The sequence below is a fragment of the Nocardia sp. NBC_00403 genome (assembly GCF_036046055.1).
Lineage (GTDB): Bacteria > Actinomycetota > Actinomycetes > Mycobacteriales > Mycobacteriaceae > Nocardia.
Window position 1 is genome coordinate 742,628 of the sequence record NZ_CP107939.1, and the last position, 21,150, is coordinate 763,777.

General features: G+C 66.1%; 20 protein-coding genes. 10 read left to right on the plus strand and 10 right to left on the minus strand.

Annotation, left to right across the window (positions count from 1 at the left end; all coding sequences use genetic code 11):
* Positions 1 to 55: 55 nt before the first annotated feature.
* Positions 56 to 355: a hypothetical protein gene (locus OHQ90_RS03275; protein WP_328407182.1), complete on the minus strand. Its 300-nt coding sequence runs from the start codon at positions 353 to 355 to the stop codon at positions 56 to 58.
* Positions 342 to 566: a hypothetical protein gene (locus OHQ90_RS03280; RefSeq protein WP_328407184.1), complete on the minus strand. Its 225-nt coding sequence runs from the start codon at positions 564 to 566 to the stop codon at positions 342 to 344. Before OHQ90_RS03280 ends, OHQ90_RS03275 begins: the two co-directional genes overlap by 14 nt.
* A 162-nt stretch (positions 567 to 728) precedes the next feature.
* Between OHQ90_RS03280 and OHQ90_RS03285 the strand changes: the two genes are divergently transcribed.
* Positions 729 to 1,517 (plus strand): alpha/beta fold hydrolase, encoded by a 789-nt coding sequence (locus OHQ90_RS03285; RefSeq protein WP_328407186.1) that lies wholly within the window; start codon positions 729 to 731, stop codon positions 1,515 to 1,517.
* Between the two features lie 4 nt (positions 1,518 to 1,521).
* On the opposite strand, the gene OHQ90_RS03290 is transcribed toward OHQ90_RS03285, so the two are convergent.
* From OHQ90_RS03290 to OHQ90_RS03300, 3 genes are read right to left on the minus strand one after another with little or no spacing between them, the layout of a single operon-like run.
* On the minus strand, positions 1,522 to 2,166 hold the full coding sequence (locus OHQ90_RS03290; RefSeq protein ID WP_328407188.1) for a TetR/AcrR family transcriptional regulator: 645 nt from the start codon (positions 2,164 to 2,166) through the stop codon (positions 1,522 to 1,524).
* Between the two features lie 4 nt (positions 2,167 to 2,170).
* Positions 2,171 to 2,935 carry a crotonase/enoyl-CoA hydratase family protein gene (locus OHQ90_RS03295; RefSeq protein WP_328407190.1) on the minus strand — a complete coding sequence of 255 codons (765 nt, stop codon included), beginning with the start codon at positions 2,933 to 2,935 and terminating at the stop codon, positions 2,171 to 2,173.
* A complete protein-coding gene (locus OHQ90_RS03300; protein WP_328407192.1) occupies positions 2,932 to 4,464 on the minus strand; it encodes a thiolase C-terminal domain-containing protein in 1,533 nt (510 codons plus the stop codon). Before OHQ90_RS03300 ends, OHQ90_RS03295 begins: the two co-directional genes overlap by 4 nt.
* Positions 4,465 to 4,591: 127 nt before the next feature.
* On the opposite strand from OHQ90_RS03300, the gene OHQ90_RS03305 reads away from it, so the two are divergent.
* From OHQ90_RS03305 to OHQ90_RS03320, 4 genes are all read left to right on the plus strand, one after another.
* Entirely contained in the window at positions 4,592 to 5,353 is a 762-nt protein-coding gene (locus OHQ90_RS03305; protein ID WP_328407194.1) for a crotonase/enoyl-CoA hydratase family protein, read from the plus strand.
* 164 nt (positions 5,354 to 5,517) lie between these two features.
* Positions 5,518 to 6,624, plus strand: a complete 1,107-nt coding sequence (locus tag OHQ90_RS03310; RefSeq protein ID WP_328407196.1) for a DUF4185 domain-containing protein — start codon at positions 5,518 to 5,520, stop codon at positions 6,622 to 6,624.
* A gap of 163 nt (positions 6,625 to 6,787) precedes the next feature.
* Positions 6,788 to 8,044, plus strand: coding sequence for an erythromycin esterase family protein (locus tag OHQ90_RS03315; protein WP_328407198.1), 1,257 nt, complete (start codon positions 6,788 to 6,790; stop codon positions 8,042 to 8,044).
* Between the two features lie 58 nt (positions 8,045 to 8,102).
* Entirely contained in the window at positions 8,103 to 8,810 is a 708-nt protein-coding gene (locus OHQ90_RS03320) for a class I SAM-dependent methyltransferase (RefSeq protein ID WP_328407200.1), read from the plus strand.
* A gap of 89 nt (positions 8,811 to 8,899) precedes the next feature.
* On the opposite strand, the gene OHQ90_RS03325 is transcribed toward OHQ90_RS03320, so the two are convergent.
* The gene (locus OHQ90_RS03325; protein ID WP_328407202.1) at positions 8,900 to 9,505 is read right to left on the minus strand and encodes an alpha/beta hydrolase family protein; all 606 of its coding nucleotides are present in this window, start codon (positions 9,503 to 9,505) and stop codon (positions 8,900 to 8,902) included.
* Between the two features lie 301 nt (positions 9,506 to 9,806).
* Here OHQ90_RS03325 and OHQ90_RS03330 point away from each other — a divergent pair, with 301 nt between their 5' ends.
* Positions 9,807 to 11,642: an acyl-CoA dehydrogenase gene (locus tag OHQ90_RS03330; RefSeq protein WP_328407204.1), complete on the plus strand. Its 1,836-nt coding sequence runs from the start codon at positions 9,807 to 9,809 to the stop codon at positions 11,640 to 11,642.
* Positions 11,643 to 11,727: 85 nt separating this feature from the next.
* On the opposite strand, the gene OHQ90_RS39320 is transcribed toward OHQ90_RS03330, so the two are convergent.
* Complete coding sequence (locus tag OHQ90_RS39320; RefSeq protein ID WP_442941437.1) at positions 11,728 to 11,889, minus strand: winged helix-turn-helix transcriptional regulator; 162 nt, start codon at positions 11,887 to 11,889, stop codon at positions 11,728 to 11,730.
* Positions 11,890 to 12,129: 240 nt separating this feature from the next.
* On the opposite strand from OHQ90_RS39320, the gene OHQ90_RS03335 reads away from it, so the two are divergent.
* On the plus strand, positions 12,130 to 13,218 hold the full coding sequence (locus tag OHQ90_RS03335) for a DUF4185 domain-containing protein (protein WP_328407206.1): 1,089 nt from the start codon (positions 12,130 to 12,132) through the stop codon (positions 13,216 to 13,218).
* A gap of 73 nt (positions 13,219 to 13,291) precedes the next feature.
* Here OHQ90_RS03335 and OHQ90_RS03340 read toward each other — a convergent pair whose 3' ends face one another.
* From OHQ90_RS03340 to OHQ90_RS03350, 3 genes are all read right to left on the minus strand, one after another.
* Positions 13,292 to 13,492, minus strand: coding sequence for a hypothetical protein (locus OHQ90_RS03340; RefSeq protein WP_328407208.1), 201 nt, complete (start codon positions 13,490 to 13,492; stop codon positions 13,292 to 13,294).
* 352 nt (positions 13,493 to 13,844) lie between these two features.
* Positions 13,845 to 14,075, minus strand: coding sequence for a hypothetical protein (locus OHQ90_RS03345; protein ID WP_328407210.1), 231 nt, complete (start codon positions 14,073 to 14,075; stop codon positions 13,845 to 13,847).
* 656 nt (positions 14,076 to 14,731) lie between these two features.
* The gene (locus tag OHQ90_RS03350; RefSeq protein WP_328407212.1) at positions 14,732 to 16,669 is read right to left on the minus strand and encodes a VanW family protein; all 1,938 of its coding nucleotides are present in this window, start codon (positions 16,667 to 16,669) and stop codon (positions 14,732 to 14,734) included.
* Positions 16,670 to 16,991: 322 nt separating this feature from the next.
* Here OHQ90_RS03350 and gnd point away from each other — a divergent pair, with 322 nt between their 5' ends.
* The 3 genes from gnd to OHQ90_RS39325 all read left to right on the plus strand — a co-directional run bounded on the left by gnd (position 16,992) and on the right by OHQ90_RS39325 (position 20,792).
* Positions 16,992 to 18,023 (plus strand): phosphogluconate dehydrogenase (NAD(+)-dependent, decarboxylating), encoded by a 1,032-nt coding sequence (gene gnd / locus OHQ90_RS03355; protein ID WP_328412501.1) that lies wholly within the window; start codon positions 16,992 to 16,994, stop codon positions 18,021 to 18,023.
* 277 nt (positions 18,024 to 18,300) lie between these two features.
* Positions 18,301 to 20,055 (plus strand): SDR family oxidoreductase, encoded by a 1,755-nt coding sequence (locus OHQ90_RS03360; RefSeq protein WP_328407214.1) that lies wholly within the window; start codon positions 18,301 to 18,303, stop codon positions 20,053 to 20,055.
* Between the two features lie 407 nt (positions 20,056 to 20,462).
* A complete protein-coding gene (locus tag OHQ90_RS39325; RefSeq protein ID WP_442941438.1) occupies positions 20,463 to 20,792 on the plus strand; it encodes a carbohydrate-binding module family 14 protein in 330 nt (109 codons plus the stop codon).
* Positions 20,793 to 21,150 lie beyond the last annotated feature (358 nt).

Below are 21,150 nucleotides of genomic sequence, written 5' to 3' on the forward strand. Positions count from 1 at the left end.
CCGCACCGAGGCCCCGGTGGCCGCTCGAGCCGAAATTCCCGGCCCGGGGAAGCAGTCACAGATCCATGGCCGCCCGCAATGCGGTGTCCAGCCGTTCGAGCTCTTCGGTTTCCATTTCATCGACTCGCTCGGCGAGCCAGCCACGGTAGATGCGACCGATATTGCCCGCGTGCACCCACCCGTGCCGCGATACCGGCACCGCGAGGATGTCCTGCGGATCCTGATCGAGTATCTCGGCGGCGATCAGCCACTGCCTGGTCGACTCGTTGATGCCATCGCTGCTGATGAGCACAACGGTGCGGCGCCGCGACGGCGAACCATGGGGGTAGTAGGTCCACAGTTCACCCCTGCGCACGCATCGCCTCCTCGGCGGCGGCCAGCTCCGCCTCGTCCGCCGCAGCATCGGCCGTCACATCCAGCACCGGACCGACTCCCGTGCGAACGGCTTCGCGGCGCGCTGCCTTCGATATCCACGCCGAGGGCGACATACCGGCTCTGGCCGCGGCCTGTTCGGCGAATGACCAGGCGGCCTCGTCCAGCGAAAGGGTGACCTTACGCGTTGCCATACCTTTTATCGTACCGACCCGAGCCCGTTTCGGCTCGTCATCGACGAGTGCAGTTTGCGCTGCAACCGGGATCCTATGGCGACGCCGATACAAACTGATGGCTGGTGACTGCTGTTAGTGTGATCGCATTCGGCCGATCGCGAAGAACTGGGGATCACGAGGATGACGACGCTGAATCACCACCGGGTCGGCGCCGGGGAACCGCTGGTCCTCGTGCACGGGATCGGCAGCAGGTGGCAGGTGTGGGAACCGATCATCGACAACCTCGCCGAATCTTTCGAGGTCATCGCCGTCGACCTGCCCGGGTTCGCCGGTTCCGCGCCGCTGGCGCACACCACTGTCGACACACTCACCGATGCGCTGGCCGATTTCCTCACCGCCCAAGGCATCCAACGGCCGCACCTCGCAGGCAACTCGATGGGCGGGCTCATCACGCTGAACCTCGGCGCCCGCGGGCTTGCTCGATCGGTGACCGCCTTCTCCCCGATCGGATTCTGGGAGACCGCGGGCCGTGTCTGGTGCCAGCAGGCACTCGGCAAGTCCAAAGCGCTGGCGGGCCCACTCGGATCCGCGTTGCCGACAATCCTCGGGACCGCCGCAGGCCGGACCGCCTTTCTCGGCCTCGTCTTCGGCAAGCCATGGGCGGTGTCCGCTCAGATCGCCATCGACACCGCGGGCGGTGCGGTCGACGCCCCCGCCTTCGACGACGCACTCGCCTCTTTCGCCGAGGCGCAACTGCATGAAATCGGCAGTCTCGCAGACATTCCCGTCACGATCGCGTGGGGCAATCGCGACATCCTGCTGACCTACGCCACGCAGAGCCGCCGCGCCCGCGCGGCATTGCCGAACGCCGGGCACGTCACCCTGCACGGCAGCGGGCACATCCCGTTCTACGACGACCCGGCCGCCTGCGCGAAGGTGCTGCGGGACACGATCGCCGGTTGCCCGTAGCGCCCTATCGGTCCGACCGTGGTGTGGTGAGGGTGCTCGGCTCCGCCGTACCGAGCAGGATGCGCACCGCATTTCGCCAGCGGTGCTGGATGATTCGGTTCCGATCGAGATCACCGGTCAGCAGCGCACGCAGCGCGAGCCCGGTCATGATCTCGATAGTGAATTCGGTGATCGTCGGCACCCGGGGATCGTCGGGGAACTCCGCGCGGAAGAGGTCGCGAATGCTGTTGTGCATCAGATCGAACAGGCGCTGCTCCAGCGGCAGGAAGGCCGTGAGCAGTTCCGGATCGGTGCGGGCGCCGACCCACATTTCCAGCGCGGCCAGGAAGGTCGGTCCGCTGAGCATCCGCATGGTCAGCTCGACCGCCGTCTCCAGCCGATCGGATTCGGCGGGTATCGCCTCGAATTCCCTTGTCAGCTGGAGGAATCGACGTTGGGCAACATGCTCGACAGCACCGGCGAGCAGATCCGCCCTGGTCGGAAAATAGTGCTGCAGCGTGCCGCGCGGGACACCGGCCCGCTTCTGCACTTCGAGTGTGGTCGTGCCCGCATAGCCGACCGCGACCAGGCTCTCCACCGCCGCGTCCAGGAGACGGGTGCGCATGCGTGCCCTGCGCTGCGCCTGCGTCTCCCGGACGCGTTCGGTCATGGTGTCAGCGTCCCTGCCACTGCGGTTCGCGCTTCTGCGCGAAGGCCAGTGCACCCTCGGCAGCATCCTTGGAAAACAGTGCGGGCAAAGCGATTTCGCCCTGCTTGGCGAAACCCTCCGCGAGGCTCCAGTCCGGCGACTCGTCGATGATCCGCTTGCTCGCGGTGACCGAGAGCGGTGCGGCCGCTACAATTTCCGCCGCCAACGCCAATGCACCCGCCAACGCGCCACCGGGTTCGGTGACCCGGTTGACCAGCCCGAGCTGGTAGAGCCGCTCGGCGCCGATCCGGCCGCCGGTCAACGCGAGCTCGGCGGCCATCGGCCGCGGCAGGCGCTGGGTCAGGCGCAGCACACCGCCACCCGCGGCGACAAGACCGCGCTTCACCTCCGGAATGCCGAACTGCGCGTCGCTCGCCGCGACAATCAGATCACCGGCGAGCGCCAACTCGAAACCACCGGCGAGCGCGAACCCCTCGACCGCCGAAATCATCGGTTTGACAGGTGGTTTCGCGGCGATGCCGAGCGGACCCCGGCGCTGCGTCATCGGCATCTCTCCCTTGGCAGCCGCAACGAGATCCATTCCGGCGCTGAATGTTGCGCCCGCACCGGTGAGTACGAGCACGCGAGCGGAATCGTCGGCCTCGAACTCGTCGACGGCGGCCTCGATGGCCTGTGCGGTGGCCAGGTTGATGGCGTTGCGGGCCTCGGGACGGTTGACGGTCAGCAGCGTGATGGCATCGCGCCGTTCGACAAGGATCAGGTCGGTCATCGGGCGGTCCTCTCGGTGAGCAGGGTGAGCTGGTCTGCGGCTGTGATGTCGACGGCGACGCCGAGCGGATCGCCGTCGGTGAACGCCGCGATGGTCTCGGCATCGGACACCCGCAACAGTATGCGTGCACCCTCGGGGTTGAGCGCGCTGATCACCACGGCCTCCGGCTCGTCGGCACGGTCGGGCCCGCTGCCCTTGCGATAGGCAACGGTGTAGGACTCGACGACGGCGGGCCCGGTGTAGCCGGGCGCTGTATCACGCCGTGCGACAGGCACTTCTGCCTCGACGGCCCGAAACAGTCGCGCGGGCGGGCGCGCCGAGTACACGCCGACACCGTGTTTGGTGATGTACCAACCCAGAGCGGTCGCCAGACCGTAGGACCCGGAGTCCGCGCGCAGCAGGCCGACCAGTGTCGCGAGGGCATGGGTGGTGTAGTTGTTGCCCGGCCCGCCGCCGAAGGTGAGTCCGCCGGTGACCGAGAGCGGCCGGGCGGGATCGTCGATCGGCAGACCGAGCGCCTCGGCCGCGACCTGCACCGCAACCGGGAAGCAGGAGTACAGGTCGAGGTGCGCCACCTCGTCGATGGCGATGCCTGCGGCCGCCAATGCGGCCTGCCCGGCAGCGGCGATGGCCGGCGAGGCGGCCAGATCCGCCCGCTCCGAGACGAACCATTCATCGGTGGCCGTCGCGCCACCGTGCGGGAAGACCCAGCGGTCGTGCGGGACGCCCGCCGCGTCGGCAGCGGCGGCGCTGCACACGATCAGACCGGCGCCCTGATCCACGGACAGATTCGCGACGAGCAGCTTCGGATACGGGGCCGACACCAGCCGGTTGGCCGGACTCGGCGTCACCAACTCCGCGATCGAATGCTCGGTGGGCTGCCAGGCATACGGGTTTCGCGCCGCCACCCCGGACAGCCGCGACCACAGCCCGCCGATCCGCTCCCGATGCTCCTGTTCGCTCAGGCCGAGCCGTCCGCGCAGGGCAGTTTCCATCAGTGCATAGAAATAGACCGGGCCCCACAGTCCGGCCGCGGTCTCCATTTCGGTGTTGGGTCCGCGCTCGGAGCCGATGACGTCCGTCGGTCGCGCACCTTCCGGCTGCTCGGGCCAGTCGAGCGTGCCGCCGCCGCGAGTCGCGACGTTCCAGGAGGCGACCGCCTCTGCTCCGGTGAGCAGCGCGACGTCGGAGGTCCCCTCGGCGATCGCCTGCGCGACGGCGTTGAGCAGCCGTAGCGGCGCGTCGCCACCGAACCGTGCGGATCGCACCGTCCGCTTCGGGGCAGCGCCGAGTTCCGCGGCGACGAGTGCGCCGAGGTCCGGATAGGGACGACTGACCGGTGCCGCCGTGGCGATCAGGTCGGCCGCTCGGAGCAGTCGGTCGCCCGTGCCGCTGTCGGATCCCGCTCGACGCAGGGATTCGGCGGCGAGTTCGACAGGTCCGGGCAGTCCCGGCTCGCCCGGCCGGTGCACGATCTGCCCGGCGCCGACGAGCACCGGCGTTCGGGGGTCCATTCCCGCTGGCAGCATGTGTTCCTCCGCATCACGCTCCAGTTACCGTCAACATTGACGGTAACTATAGTTCCGATTAGAACAGGTGGCACCCCGGGCAGGCAATGGCCGATGACACGAACTGACCCACGGGTAAGATTCGAGAATGGGCACTGACATCGCACTGCGGTTCGAGGGCGATCGCGCCTACGTCACGCTGGACCGACCCGACAAGCACAACGGCCTCACCATCGAGATGCTGCGCGGGCTGGCCGATGCCGCACACACCATCGCCGACCGCAAAGACCTCCGGGCGGTCATCCTGTCCGGCAACGGCCCGAGCTTCAGCAGCGGCCTCGATGTCGCCCAGGCCACCAACGACCCACTGGCCGTCGCGCGCAGCTTCGTCCCGCTACCCTGGCGCGGCACCAACACCTTCCAGGAAGCCTGCTGGGCGTGGCGTCGACTCCAGATCCCGGTGATCGCAGCGGTGCACGGTCGCTGCTACGGCGGCGGCCTGCAGCTCGCATTGGCCGCGGACGTCCGATTCGCTACGCCGGACGCGGAATTCTCGGTGATGGAAGCCAAGCACGGCCTGGTGCCGGATATGACCGGCGCCGCGACGCTTTCGCGCCTGATCGGCATCGACAAGGCGCTGCTGCTGACCATGACCGCCGACCTCGTCGACGCCGCCTACGCCGAGCGCATCGGCCTGATCACCGAGGTCACTGTGGACCCGGTTGCGACCGCGGAAGAACTCGCCGACCGCATCGCGACCCGCTCCCCGCACGCCGTCGCAGGAGCCAAGCGGCTGTTCGATCGGTCCTGGCAGGCTTCCGCACGCCGCACCTTCGCGATCGAGCGGGCCATTCAGCTGCCGCTGATCGTGCGGAAGGCGACCTCCCGGGCCAACAAACCACTGAAGTAGTCGTCAACTTTCACCGATCAATGATGCAACCCCACCAATTCCTCCGGATTGGCTGTTAGCATTTTCCAACGATTTGCCAGCCAGTCGAAATGTGCCTCGAAACACACGAAGAGGGGTCGGTGCATCGAGCACACTTCGGCGAGAAACCGGAGGGCTCAAAGACTTTGACCAAAACCGGATCCATCCTGCTGTCCGCGCTGGCGGGTGCCACGGCCTTGCTCCTCACAGCGACTACCCCAGCCTCGGCAAACCCAAACGCAATCAACCCGTTTCCCGTGCTCAACGGCTCAAATGGGCTACCCAACCTGACTGGACGGACCAGGGCCGTTTTCCAGGTAACGGGCATGGCCAGCCCGAACAACACCCAGAGCTACAACGTGCTCGGCACCGATCTCGGCATCATGTGGGACAACGGAAGCGGCGAAATGCTAACCGCGTTCGGCGACACCGCCGGACTCGGTTTCCCGAATTTGCTCGCCGGTAGCATGTGGGCGTGGCGAAGCAATATTCTCGTGCGCAGCCATACTCAGGATCCGGCCAACGGCATATTCTTCGACAGTGTCGTGCGCGATGTATTCGGGCAGGCGCGCGACCTTATCCCCAGCCCCAAGATTCCTTTCATCGAGATAAGCCGCATCCCCACCGCGGGCATCGCGGTCAACGACGTCCAGTACATGAGCCTCATGTCGGTGCACAGCTGGGATGACGTCGGGCAGTGGACCACGAACTACTCCGGCCTCGCCGCCTCCGGCGACAATGGCGAGACGTGGGCCGAGCTGCCGGAGACCCGCAGGCCCAATGAAGGGGCCAACGCCAACTTCCAGATGAACGCCTTCATGAAAGACGGCGGGTATGTCTACGAATACGGCACCCGCTCCGGGCGCAACCGTGCGGCGTTCGTCGCCCGCGTGCGGGCCAACGACATCGCCAACCTCGCCGAATACGAGTACTGGGACGGCGAGCGCTGGAAGAAGGACGACGTCAACGCGGCCGCGCCGATCATGTTCGGCGTCGGCGAGCTGTCGGTCATGTACAACCAGTACCTCGGCCAGTACGTCGCGCTGACGACCGATCAGTTCAATTCCGTGGTGATGCGCCGCGCACCATCACCGTCTGGTCCGTGGAGTGATCCCGAGGTGTTGATCGACACCAGGGAACTGCCTTCCGCATACGCGCCGTCGATCTTCCCGTACCAGACCGGTCGTGACCTGTACTTCCTCACGACGGTCCACAGCCAGTACAACGTGATCCTGATGCGCACCACGTTGTGACCACGGCCCGCGCGTCGGCACGGGTAGTCCGATGGCTCCGCGTCTGGATCGGACGCAGCGCTCGACATAAGCCGGGGTCCAGCAATGGATCCCGGCTTCGCTGTCACACCGCCCTCAGTGCGCGCCTTGACCTCGAGTGGACTTCACGTATGAGGCTTGCGGCATGACTACTACCGCTCCCGCATCCGATGCCAGCGCATCCACCGAGACTGCCGCGGTGCGTGACTGGTTGCGCGCCAATGCCCATCCGGTGACCGGTACCGACGCCGACTACCGTGGCACCGACCTCGAACCATTGACCGACCGGCTCGCTGCCGCGACAGTGGTCGGACTCGGCGAATCGACCCGCTTCTCCCGGCAGACCTTCGGCGTGCGCTCGCGCATCTTCCGCACGCTCGTCGAGCGGCACGGCTTTCGTGCACTGGCGATTCAGGACAGCGCACGTTCCGGTGAGCGCTGGGACGATTACGTCCGGACCGGGGCGGGCGATCCCGAATCCGTGCTCGCGGGTGCGTGGCGACCGTGGCGCAGCGCCGAGACCGCCGAGGCGCTGACCTGGATTCGGGCTTTCAATCAGGAACATCCGGATGATCAGGTTCGCATCTTCGGCGTCGAGCCGCCGCATGCCGAACCCGCCGATTACGACGTGGTGCTCGACTACATACGGCACGCGGCGCCGCAACGGCTCACCGCGCTCGAATCTCATCTCACTCCTATCAGGACCGCCCACCAGGTGGACGAACACGTCCAGCGTCACCAGGGCATTCACCCTGGTCGTCCCTTCGTCGACGAGGCACGCGACGCGCTCGCGTTGCTCGACGGACTACCCGAATCGACCGAGCGCTCGACCGCACTCGCCCACGCGCGCCTCATCCTTTCTTTCCATTCGAATAGCGTTGCGGGACAAGGCGGTTTCGACCGCAACGAGCAGCCGTCGGCCGACCGCGTCATCGAATGGCACCGTGCGACCGGCGCCAGGATCGCCTACTGGGACGGCATCGCCCACACCTGCGCGCTCGCCCTCGGTGCCCAACCCGAGCAGAGCACATTCCGCGGTGCGGGCAGCCACCTGCGCCGCCACTTCGGCACGGACTACGCGTCGGTGGCTATCGGCTTCCATCACGGCGACCTGGGCATGGCGATAGCCCCTGATCCCGCGCCCGATCTCATCGATGCAACGCTCGGCGCGGTGAACCTGCCCGCCTTCGCCGTCGACCTGCACGCGGCGGCCCCCGACGCGGTGCTCCGGTGGCGACTCGCACCGGCGAAGCTGCGCACCATCAGCGGGATCTACGACCCGACGCAGGACGCCGACGCGAACATGCTGGTCGGCTCGTTGATCGATGCGTTCGACCTGCTGATCCACATTCGGGAAACCACGCCGCTGCGCTGGCTGCCGGAGTTCGCACCGTCGAAATGACCCGGCCCGTGTGCACAGCGCTGCGAGCCGGCCGCAGCCGGTCCATAGACTGACGGGTATGGAGGCGGCCGATTGGGACGCGCGGTATGCGCAAGGTGAATTGGTCTGGGGCGCACCGCCGAACAGCACGGTGGTCGAGCACGTCTATGGGCTGGAGCGACGCACCCCGCTGCAGCCCGACACCCCGGACGGCGGTGCACCGATGCTGCCGCGCGCCCTCGACCTCGCTTGCGGCGAGGGTCGAAACGCATTGTGGCTGGCCACGCACGGCTGGCAGGTGCACGCGGTCGACTACTCGCAGGTGGGGGTCGACAAAGGCCGCACCGTCGCGACCCGCTTGTCGCGCTCCGTGCGCAGCCGCATCACCTGGCAGTGCGCCGACGTCACCGACCTCGACGCGGCGGGTATCACCGGCCCGTACGAGCTGGTCCTGCTGGTCTTCCTGCACCTGCCCGCCGAGCAGCGCCGCACCCTGCTCCGTCGCTGTGCCGACCTGCTCGCCCCCGAAGGCACCCTGCTGATCCTCGGGCACGACACCACCAATCTCACCGACGGTTACGGCGGTCCTCAGGACCCGTCCATCCTCTTCACCCCCGAAGACATCGTCGCCGACCTCGGCCCGAAATCCGAACACCTCCAGGTCCGCATCGCCGACCGCGTCCTGCGCCCCACCGAAGAACGCGATGCCATCGATGCACTGGTCGTCGCGACCAGATCGGCAGCAGTACCCGACCGGCCGGCACTGGAATCCCAGACCGTCGAGTGACCGACGATCCGCCTGCGCCGCGCTCAGCAGAGGCGGTTGCGCTCAGAAGTCCAACAGATAGTTCTGCTCAGAACCAGAAGCAGTGGTTATCAGACTGCGCGTCCGGCCCATCGCCGCAGCGGCGGCGTCACGATGTCGGCGATCTCGGCGAATCCGCTGCGGAACGAATGCGGTTGTCCAGCGATGGTTTCCACCAGCGTCGCGTCGGCGGCATCGGGCACGCCGAACGGGTCGCGCGCACCGTTGATCACCACTACCTCGATGTCGCCGGTCGACCGCAGCTCCTCGACGCGGGTGTTCTCCGGCTTTCCCGGGGGATGCAGCGGAAAGGACAGTGCGATCACCCCGCTTGCCCCTGCGGCGGTCGCGGTGCGGCAGGCCACCCGGGCACCATTGCTGCGACCACCCTGGATCAGCGGGACCTTCGCGACCCGCTTACGCAGGTCCGCGACGATCTCGAGCCAGGCTTCGTCCTGCTTCACCGCCGAGCCCGGCGCGCGTCGTCCCGCGACCCGATAGGGCTGCACGACCCTGGCCACCGCGCCGCCGAGCTCGAGCGCACGATCGCGCACCGTGAGCAGGTCTTTCGCGTCGACGCCACCTCCAGAGCCGTGCGTGAGCAGCAGCAGGAAGGCAGGGGTGCGCGGCTTGTCGAGCTCGATCTCGGCAGGCCCTGCGCTCGTCTCGATTCGCACACCCAACGGTAGCGCTCCAGCAATCAGGAAACATCGAGCGCAACAGGGCTTTCGTTCGGCAGTCGAGCCAGGTCGGCAACCCGCCTCTTACTCGAGCCGCGGTGGCGCGGCAACGCCTTCCGGTGTTTTCCGCGTCACATTGCCCGCTCGAGCCTTTGCCTCCCCATTACCGGCCGGTAATATGTTTCATAAGTTACCCGCGAGTAGCATGCGGAAACCCGGATGGCTACCCGGTGGCGACAACGGGCGGGAACGGCAAGCAACCGACCGCACCAACTCAACGGAGAGTGAGTAGACAGACATGGGCCACTACAAGAGCAACGTCCGCGACCTGGAGTTCAACCTCTTCGAGGTACTCGGCCTCGGTGCGCTCCTCGACGGCGAAGCATACGGCGATCTCGACTCCGAGACCGTCAAGGAGATGCTCAACGAGGTGCGTCGCTTGGCCGAGGGTCCGCTGGCCGACTCGTTCGTCGACGGTGACCGCAACCCGCCGACCTTCGACCCCGAGACCCACACCGTCACTCTCCCCGAGTCCTTCAAGAAGTCCTACCGCGCGCTCGAAGACGCGGGCTGGGCCAAGGTCGGCGTCCGTGAGGAGCTGGGCGGCCTCGGCGCGCCGAGCGCCGTCACCTGGGCGCTGGGCGAAATGATCCTCGGCGCCAACCCGCCTGCCCAGATGTACGCAGCGGGCGCGGGCTTCGCACAGGTCTTCTACAACAATGGCACCGATGAGCAGAAGAATTGGGCTCAGATCATCGCCGACCGCAACTGGGGCGCCACCATGGTGCTGACCGAGCCGGATGCCGGCTCCGACGTCGGCGCCGGGCGCACCAAGGCGATCGAGCAGGAAGACGGCACCTGGCACATCGAGGGCGTCAAGCGCTTCATCACCTCGGGTGACTCCGACGACCTGTTCGAGAACATCATGCACCTGGTGCTGGCCCGCCCCGAGGGCGCAGGGCCGGGCACCAAGGGTCTTTCGCTGTTCTACGTGCCGAAGTTCCACTTCGACTTCGAGACCGAGACCATCGGCGACCGCAACGGTGCCTTCGTCACCAATGTCGAGCACAAGATGGGCATCAAGGTTTCGGCCACCTGTGAGGTCACCTTCGGCGGCCACGGCATCCCCGCCAAGGGCTGGCTGGTCGGTGAGGTGCACAACGGCATCGCGCAGATGTTCGACGTCATCGAGAACGCGCGCATGATGGTGGGCACCAAGGCCATCGCGACCCTCTCGACCGGTTACCTCAACGCGCTCGACTACGCCAAGCAGCGCGTCCAGGGTGCGGACCTGACCCAGATGACCGACAAGGCCGCTCCCCGCGTCACCATTACCCACCACCCGGACGTGCGTCGTTCGCTGGCCATGCAGAAGGCATACGCCGAGGGCCTGCGCGCCATCTACCTCTACACCGCCGCGCACCAGGATGCCGATATCGCGCAGCTGGTTTCCGGCGCCGACGAGGACGTGGCCTTCCGCGTCAACGATCTGCTGCTGCCGATCGTCAAGGGTGTCGGCTCCGAGCGGGCCTACCAGTACCTGACCGAATCGCTGCAGACCTTCGGTGGCTCCGGCTTCCTGCAGGACTACCCGATCGAGCAGTACATCCGCGACGCGAAGATCGACTCGCTGTACGAGGGCACCACCGCCATCCAGGCGCAGGACTTCTTCTTCCGCAAGATCGCCCGTGACCGCGGCGTCGCGCTGGCCCACGTGGCCGGCCAGGTGCAGAAGTTCATCGAGTCGGAAGCAGGCAACGGTCGACTGAAGGCCGAGCGCAAGCTGCTCGCCACCGCGCTGGAGGACGTGCAGGCCATGGCCGCCACGCTCACCGGCCACCTGATGGGCGCGCAGGCCGACCAGACGGAGCTCTACAAGGTCGGTCTCGGCTCGGTGCGCTTCCTGCTCGCCGTCGGTGACCTGCTCATCGGCTGGCAGCTGCTGCGTCACGCCGAGGTTGCCATCAAGGCCCTCGACAATGGCGCCACCGGTGCCGACGAGGCGTTCTACACCGGCAAGGTCGGTGTCGCGCAGTTCTTCGCCCGCAACGTGCTGCCGGAGCTGACCGCCACCCGCGCCATCCTGTCGAACCTGGACAACGACATCATGGAGCTCGACGAAGCGGCGTTCTAATGCGGTAGCTGACTGCTACCCACAGCGAACACAACACAGCGGCCCGGAGATTCTCCGGGCCGCTGTGTTGTGTTCGCTGTGTGCGCTAGTCGATCCGGTCTGCGTGCTCGGCGTCGAATTCGGCCTGCGAGCGCAGGATTGCGTCCTGGCTATCGCGTGACCATTCGACCAGCCCGAAGATCGGGAGGGACAGGCTATGGCCGCGCTCGGTCAGCGCGTATTCGACCTGTGGCGGATAGGTCGGCAGCCGCTGACAAGACCGTCACGAACCACTTTTTGCCGATCTCCGACGAGATTAGCAACGATTCTCTTCGGGCCCCGCGTGCCGGATCGCCTCGAAGGGGGAGGCGATGCGGCACGCGGGGCCGCATTTCGCTGCTGTTATCCGGTGCGGTCCGCCGACACAACACCGGCCGCCGGACATCCGACGGACAGCGGGCACAATGATCGGGCAAGCCGCGCGTGTGCCGACGAAGGGACCGTTTGGATGAACCGCTCGCTGCCCGCTCTTGCCAGAATCGGCGTACTCGCCGTCGCATTCGCTGTCGCGTTCGCGGGTCCGGCCGGCGCCGATCCGAACAATGTCAATCCGATTCCCGGGCTCAACGGCCAGCCGCGCGGACTACCGCGGCTGCCGGGTCCGGCCCAGGCGATCTTCCAGGTGACCGGAATCGATAGCCCCAATCACACCCAGAACGTCAACGTGCTCGGCACCGATCTCGGCATCATGTGGGACGACGGCGGCGGCCGGATGATCACCGCCTTCGGTGACAGCGCCGGGCTCGGCGTGCCCAACCTGCTCGCGGGCAGCATCTGGGCTTGGAACAGCAACGTCCTGTTCCGCAGCACCACCAAGGACCCGGCCAACGGCATCATCTTCGACAGCGTGGTGCCCAACCCGCTGCCGAGCCCGAAGATTCCGGGCATCGAGATCAGCTTCATTCCGACCGCGGGCATCTCAGTGGGCGGCGTGCAGTTCATGAGCATGATGTCGGTGCGCGAATGGGGCGACCACGGCAAGTGGGCCACCAACTTCTCCACCCTCGCGGCCTCCGGCGACGGCGGTCGGACCTGGGCCCAGTTGACCAACACCCGGCGCGCGAATGTGGACGGCCACGAAAAGTTTCAGCAGAACGCCTTCTTGAAGGACGCGGGATATATCTACCGCTACGGCACGCCCGGTGGCCGCAACAACCCCGGATTCGTCTCAAGGGCAAAGGAAGCCGATATCGCGAATATCGACGGCTATGAATATTGGGACGGCGGCGCATGGCAGCCCGGTGACGCGAATACCGCGGCGCCGATCGTCGGGGATGTCGCCGAGCTGTCGGTGCTGTGGAACGACTATCTCGGCAAGTTCGTCATGCTCACCACCGACCCGGCCAATTCCGTTGTCATGCGCACCGCGTCGGCTCCACAGGGCCCATGGGGCGATCCGCAGGTTCTCGTGAGCGGGCCATCATTGCCGACTGCCTACGCGCCCATGATCTTTCCGTACCAGACCGGGCGGGACCTCTACTTCATGCTGACCGTGCACACTCAATACAACGTGATCCTGCTGCGAACTCCATTGTGACGGATGGCGAAACAACACAAGCGGCCCGGATTTCTCCGGGCCGCTTGTGGATCGACGCGCAATCGAGCGCTTATCAGCCTGCCGTAGGGACGGTCGGCAGCGGCTTGACGCCACCCGAACCGGTCGCCAGCAGCTTCGCAAGGCCGGTGGCGAGGTTGCCCGAGCCGGTGGGAGCCGGGACGGGGGCGGGGGTCTCGGCGGCGGCGATACCCGAACCAGCGAGGACGATACCGGCAGCGGCGACGGCGGCACCGAACAGACGAATCTTGCGCATGAAAACTCTTCTTCCTTATTCCTCATCCGACCGCGTTTGCGATCGTCTGCGCATTTCTATCACGGTAGATTTTCGATCAGGGTCGTGACTATGAACACCACGCAAACGGATAGTTACCAGTTCTGCACACGACCTGGTGGTTCGCTGCGAGGAGACGCAGCTCGCCGTCGGAACAAATAATCAGCGGCGGAAGAATGCTGGCCACCGCCTCGTGGCTCGTGATATTGCGAACCGGCCCCGCGCCGATTAAGTCATCGGCCGCTCGGGAACCTTGGCACAGCAGTAGGTTTCGAACGCAAGAAACAAGAATTGCCCCACCTCATGCGAGGTGGGGCAATTTCGGTACCGTGAATTACGGAGTCGTGGGAGTGGTGCCCGCCGAGCCGGATGCCAGCGCCTTGAGAAGTACCGGAAGCAGCGCCGCCGAGCCGGTACCGCCCGGGGCCGGCTCACCGGGGGCGATGGTGCCGATTTCCTGCAGGACGATGCCCTGGTCGACGGTGGCGGACGCCAGGCCCGAGCCCGCGCCGATCACAGCAGCAGCAGCGATAACGACCACACCGAACACGCGAAGCTTGCTCATTGAATATCTACCCCTAGAAATGTCTGTCGCCGATAACACGTTTGTTATCAACGAAAGATGTTCTATCACAACGCTTCAACTGCCAGCGAGCAGCTACGCGACCCTTCTGACCGGCAAGAGTTGCCGCACCGTTGCGAGTCTTTCGAAATGAAATCCACGATTGATCGGACTCGAGCCGAGCTGCCGGGCGGTCCGCCCCGCGCCCGCCCCGCACAAACTTCACCGCCGACAAGTCATCCGGCGAGGCTGCAGCTGGCACGATAGGCCGCACAGCATCGAGCACACGCCGAGATCGCACCAATGACCTTGCACAATGGGCCCATTGGACGATCCTCGAGAGAGCCGAGAGGCATGCCCATAGAAATGGGGTGTACCCAGCTACCCACAAGTTATGTTGAGAAGTATTTCACAGAAATTATCTGTAACATTTCCGGGCTCGCGGAGATGGTGAGGTGATTCGCCTTTATCCGCTCGAGCCGAACAGCCAACGCGCACTTGGTGATCGGCAGGCCATTCCCGTACAGCCCCGCCTCCGGAACTGTACGGGTAGCGCCGCCGCCCGCAACCTCAGGTCTCGCCCGGGCGGGAAGGCGGGCTCGAGGCGGCCTCCGCAGGTTCCTCGGCGACTCCCCCGGTGCCGACGCGCGAAGCCCGACCTACTCGCACTTGACGACAGGGATCGGGTCGTACTTCACGGTCCGAGTCGCACGCGAGACTTCCCGGCCGGTTTTGTGATCGGTGATGACGCGGGTATCGGACACGGTGAACCCGGGGGCACCCTCGGAGGCGATGCAATCCTTGCCCTTCGGGAGGGTGACCGTCTTGGGTTCGGTCGGCTTGTCTCGTTCGCCGGTGATGGACTCGACATCGACGGTCTTGGTGCCCCAGAGCCGGACCGTGACGTCGGAGTCGGTGGTGAGAGTCTCGATGTATACGCCGTTGGGGGTGTTGTTGCGGAAGCGCAGGTCGATGGCACCGTCGAAGACGGTGGCCTCGCGAGCGGCGGGGTAGCGCGAGATGTAGTAGCTGTGCTCGGTGTGGCCCGCGTCCTCGAGGCCCGCGAAGTAGGAGGCGTTGTAGAGGGTGGTGGCGAATTGGCTGATCCCGCCGCCGACGGCGGTGCTCGGTCGACCGTGATCGATGATGCCGGATTCGACGTAGCCTTCGGCCGTACCGCGCGGGCCGGTGAAGTCGTTGAGCGAGAACGTATCTCCAGGTTTGACGATGGCGCCGTTCACCTTCCGCGCGACCACCCGGATATTCACCCCGGAGGGGCCGCTGAAGCCGTTGGTGGTGAATTGGCCCATGACGTCGGTGACGCCGAGGCCCTGTGCTGCCTCGGTGGTGAGCTTGGGGTCGACCTTCTCGTAGACGGCGTGAGCGGTGCGTTCCTGTGGCATGACAACGAGATTCGGCAGCTGCTCGAGCGTCTTCGGCCAGTTGATCTTGTCGCCGACAATCGCCGGAACGACCTTCGCCGCGCCACCGGCCAGACTGAATGTCGCGTCCTTCGCCTCCACTTCGGAGGCGGCGAGCTGGGGCGCCAGCAAACCGGTCGCGAGCTCCTGGTTGAAGGTCGCAGCGAGTCCGCCATTCCCATCGGGCGCGAAAGACAAGATGGTCGCGATCTGCTCCGGCTCCAGCTTGGCCGCTGCACCGTTGCCCGCAAAGGTGATCGGTGCGCGCACTGCGGGCTCTGCGACCTCACGCAATGCCCGATCGACCGCTTCCGGGCGGACGGTCATGGGCGCGGCCGTCTCCGGCAGATCGATCAGCGTGCCGTAGATCCAGTTGTCGATCAGCGCTGCGCGCGCCGCGGGCTCGTCGAGCACCCGCCCCGGCACCGGCGGCACAGCTACCGGTCTGCCACCCTCGAATCTGATGGTGCCTTCGACCGTCGGCCGGTCGTGCACCCGCAACGCGGTGAGCTGACGATCCAGCGCCGAGTTGTCGACCACACTGGCGATCGGCACCGCGCGGGTGGTGAACAGTGATGTCAGCCTGGTGACCGGATTCAGCGGCTGCGAGCCGATGCGTTCCCAGGTGGTCGCCCAGTCCACTTCCAGCCCCGCGGTGCTCGGCAGCAGCTTGGTCTGCATATCGGCGATCTGCACGGGCAGTTCATGCCCGGAACGCGGGCCGAGCACTGCACGCAGCCTGGTGTCCGCGGTGGCGGTATCGAGGCCGCCCACGCTGACGCCGGCGACCTCGACACCGCGCGGCACTTCCCCAGCGGACAACAGCAGGTCAGCCACATACACAGATCCGGCCACCGCGATGAAGGCGCCGATCCCGATGCCGATCTTCTTGACGAGGGGCGCCTTCGGTGACCCGCTCACCTCGGGTTGCGACTGTGGCCGCGGTTCCTGGCGCCGAGACCAGCGCTCGGTAGCGGCTTCGCTGACCGGCGGGCGACGGGGTGGCTGCACCCTGGCGGTCGTCCGCAGGGGTTGGGTGGGCGTCGAGTCGTCAGCCCAGCCGGTGGACGCGTCCGGTAACGGAGAACGGGTCGATTCGAGGAGCTGACGCAGTCCGACTTCGCCGCTTTCGTGTCTGCCGTGACCGTCACGCCCGGCGCTCGATTCGCTCGTCACGAACCGTCCTCCCCGCTCGAGATGAAAAGGGACCTCGCACGGTTGCGAGTCTCCGCCAACCATAGTGGCCGCTACCGGCATGGTCCGCAGAGCACAGATCTGCAGCAAACCTTGCGCAAAAGGGCCCGCGGAGAACATGGAAGGGCCCCACGCAGTTGCCGGGTCGGGGGTCTGGCAACTACGCGGAGCCGATTGGAATATCGCCACCCCGAACCAGAGCGTTACACCCGCTGCACGCGACCGTGGCCGACCGGCGCGGGACAATCGACCAGGACAGGACTCTCACTATCAGGGCTCGAATACACGAGGGAGATGGATGGGTATGCAGCTGGGAATGATCGGTCTAGGCCGGATGGGCGGCAATATCGTGCGCCGCATCGTCAAGGACGGGCACACCGCCGTCGGCTACGAACGCAAACCTGAGCGCATCGACGAACTGACTGCCGAGCTGGGCACCGCGAAATTCCAGGGCGCCACCGAACTGGCGGACTTCGTCGGCAAGCTGGAGACACCGCGCGTGGTCTGGGTGATGATCCCGGCAGGCGCCACCGGTGCGGTCATCGATCAACTGGCCGAGGTGCTCGAACCGGGCGACATCATCATCGACGGCGGCAACAGCCGCTACCACGAGGACCTCGTACGCGCCGAGCAGTTGCGGCCCAAGGGAATTCACTACGTGGACATCGGTACCTCGGGGGGCGTCTTCGGCCTCGAGCGCGGCTTCTGCCTGATGATCGGCGGCGAGGCCGAACAGGTGAAGTACCTCGATCCACTCCTGAAATCCATCGCTCCCGGTGTCGAGGCCGCCGAGCGGACACCGGGCCGCACCGGCGAACCGTCCGCGGCCGAGCAGGGCTACCTGCACTGCGGCCCGGCCGGTGCGGGCCACTTCGTGAAGATGGTGCACAACGGCATCGAGTACGGCGCCATGCAGGCCTATGCCGAGGGGCTGAACATCCTGCACAAGGCGAATATCGGCGCGAACCACGACGCTCGGTTCTCCGCCGAGGAGACACCGCTCGAGCATCCCGAGTACTACCGGTACGCGATCGACATCCCCGAGGTCACCGAGGTGTGGCGGCGCGGCTCGGTAGTCGCCTCATGGTTGCTGGACCTGACCGCGGGCGCCCTCTACGCCGATCCGAACCTCGATTCGTTCGACGGCCGGGTCTCGGATTCGGGCGAGGGCCGGTGGACCCTCGACGCCGCGATCGACACCGGAGTCCCCGCACCCGTCCTCGCGGCGTCGCTGTTCGCGCGATTCTCCTCGCGCGGCGAATCGCTGTACGCGGACAAGATGCTTTCGGCTATGCGGCAGGCCTTCGGCGGGCACAACGAGCTGCCGGAGCAGTAGCCGGTCGACGTCGCTGTCGAGCCGGTCGATGGTCTGCATACCGAAGAGGTCCAGCCCGGCCGGTAATCAGCACGTCCTGGCATCGGGTACGAAACAGACCGGCGATCGCAAGCCCGGCCGATTCGGCCCGGAGTCCGGCGCCGTCTCCGCTACCACGGCCCCGGGGCAGGCAGACACTGCCGCCGGACACGGAGGGGCTATCCGAAACGTGCCGTCTCAGACACAATGAACTCGAGGGCGACGTCCGCTACCGCGGTCCGGAAGGTGGGTTGACTTCATGGTCGAGAAACATGTGGTGCGCAACGGCGAGGTGGACATTGCCGTCTTCGAGCAGGGCAATCCGGCGGGCCCGACGGTCTTGCTGCTGCACGGCTGGCCCGATAGCCACCATCTGTGGAACAACGTCGTACCGGAACTCACCGAGCGATTCCGGGTGCTGAGCGTGGACAACCGCGGGCACGGCGAGTCGTCCAACCCACCCGGCACCAACGCCATTTCGGTGGCGAATTTCGCGGCGGACTACGTCGCGGTGATCGAGGCGCTCGGCAATGGCGAGCCCGTCCACGTGCTCGCGCACGACTGGGGCAGCATCGCGATGTGGGAGGTGATCGCGCGGCCCGACGCCCAGCGACTTGTCGCGTCGTTCACTTCGGTCTCCGGCCCCAGCCTCGCGCACACCGCGAGTTGGGCACGCAGCAGGCTGGCCAGGCCGACGCCGCGCAATATCGCGCTCCCGCTGGCACAACTCGGCTCGTTCGCCTATTCGGGCGTTTTCTCACTGCCGGTACTTCCGCAAGCCGTGATCGCGGCGGGGATGAGCGAAGAGCGTTGGCGGACCTGGCTTTCCCGCGCCGAGGGAGCGGCCCCCGACCAGATCCACTTGGCCCCCACGTTCAAGCAGGACATGGCGAACGGCCTGCGCATCTACCGATCGACCTGGGCCACCAATCCGCTGCGCGGCCGCGCGCAGCACACCTCGGTTCCGGTGCAGATCATTATCGGCACCCGCGATCCCGCGGTGCGGCAGTCGAGTTACTCCGATGAGGACCACTGGGTCGACGCGGTGTGGTTGCGCGTGGTGCAGGGCGGGCATTGGCTGCCGTTCTCCCACCCGCGACTACTCGCCTCAGCGGCCGTCGAATTGATCGACGCGATGGCAGGCGCGCCACAGTCGCGCGCCCTGCGGCGCGCGCGAATGGGTGTGCTGCGCAAGCCGTTCGAGGACCAGCTGGTGGTGATCACCGGTGGCGGCAGCGGGATCGGGCGGGAAACCGCCCTCGCCTTCGCCGAGGAAGGCGCGGAGATCGTGGTGTCGGATATCGACATCACCGCCGCCGAGGCGACCGTCGCGCTGATTTCCCGGTCGGACGGCCGCGCCCACGCCTATGAACTGGATGTCTCCGACGAAGCGGCAGTGCGCAAGCACGCCGACCGCGTGATCGCCGAGCACGGCGTGCCCGACGTGCTGATCAACAATGCGGGCATCGGCCAGGCCGGACGCTTCCTCGACACCTCCACCGAAGATTTCCAGCGCGTGCTGAATGTGAACCTCAACGGAGTCGTCAACGGCTGCCGCGCCTTCGCCGGTCACATGATCGAGCGCGGACTCGGCGGACACATCGTGAACCTCTCCAGCATGGCCGGTTATATGCCACAGCAGGGATTCACCGCCTACTCCACAAGCAAGGCAGCCGTTTTCATGTTCTCCGACTGCCTACGCGCCGAACTGGCAAAGCACAGCATCGGCGTCAGCACCATCTGCCCCGGCATCGTGCACACCAATATCGTGCGCAACACCAGGATGTCGGGCGTTTCGCCCGAAGAAGAGGCACGCAGGCAGCAGCGCTACGACCGCCTCTACCAACGGCGCGGCTACGGACCGGAGAAAGTGGCCCGGCAGATCGTGCGAGCGGTGCAGAAGGACCGGCAAGTCGTTCCGGTGACGCCAGAAGCACGGTTGCAGTATATCATCGGACGACTCGCCCCCGGCCTGGTCCGCTTCGCCGCCGCCCGCGTCAGGCTGGTGCGCTGACACCAGAGGGATTCGAACCCACACTGTCGCCACCGTCGCGGCACCCGAGTCCGGCATGCGGACACGGAGAGGCGCCAGCGCGCCGACTGAACCGGCAGGATTTTGCCGATTCCGCTGACTTCTCACACCAGATCGCCAGTCCGCAGCTCAAACCGGCGAGATTCTGCCGAATCTTTTCTACCTCCGGCCGCACCGGTCTCGAACAACGCTACCGCCGCGACACGCTGCTGCTCGGACAACGAACTTCGTGCATGCATAAAACTGCTCCCCGGAGATCGGAACTGAGTTTCTCAGTCCAACTTCCGGGGAGCGGTTCACACACGCGGCCCGCCCCTTCGCCGTTCCCTGCCCGAGGCAACAACAACTCTCTCTCGAGCGGATCATGATCGGGCGGGTCCTATGTCATGATGCGAGGTCTGCGACAACAACTGAAGGAGACGATCGTGAGATTCGTGCGTGTCCTCGTTTTGCCCGCTGCGACGTTGCTGGCCGGTTCGGGGTTGTTGCTTGCCGCAGCATCTCCAGCTCTGGCCGAAAGGTATGCAGACAGCGTTGCCGATTACACCTGCCCCAAGCCGGACGGGTACTTCGAGTATCCGAACGATCGAAGCAAATACATAGAGTGCAGGGGCAATACCGCGACCATTCAGTCATGCCCTTCGGGCCTGATCTGGAATCGCACTGGCGAGTACTGCGACTGGCCTGCCAGCGCGGGTGCGGCGGCTCGCCGAGAGTGAGCGGCGCCGTACCCATGGAGAGACCAACGGAGCGCGCTGTTCGACTCGAACCCGGAGCAGATCCCGCTCGCGCGGGTAGTGCTTGAACCCGGTCTGGCGCGCGACATCGGCGTGCTGGCGATCTCGTTGCCGGTCGTGGCCTCGAAACCCCGATGTGCACGAGATCGCCCTGCGCCGAACCGTTTTTCCAGCTGCCGTTTGCGGTGATCTCGCAGAATTGCCAGCAGTGGTCGAGGCGCCCGCAGTTTGGAGCAGCCGATGCCACAAATCGCCATTATGGTCCGATCTATGGATGACGAAGTATCAGTGCGACTCGGGACTGGCGAGTCCCCGATATCGAGTCCGCCCGGTAGTAGAG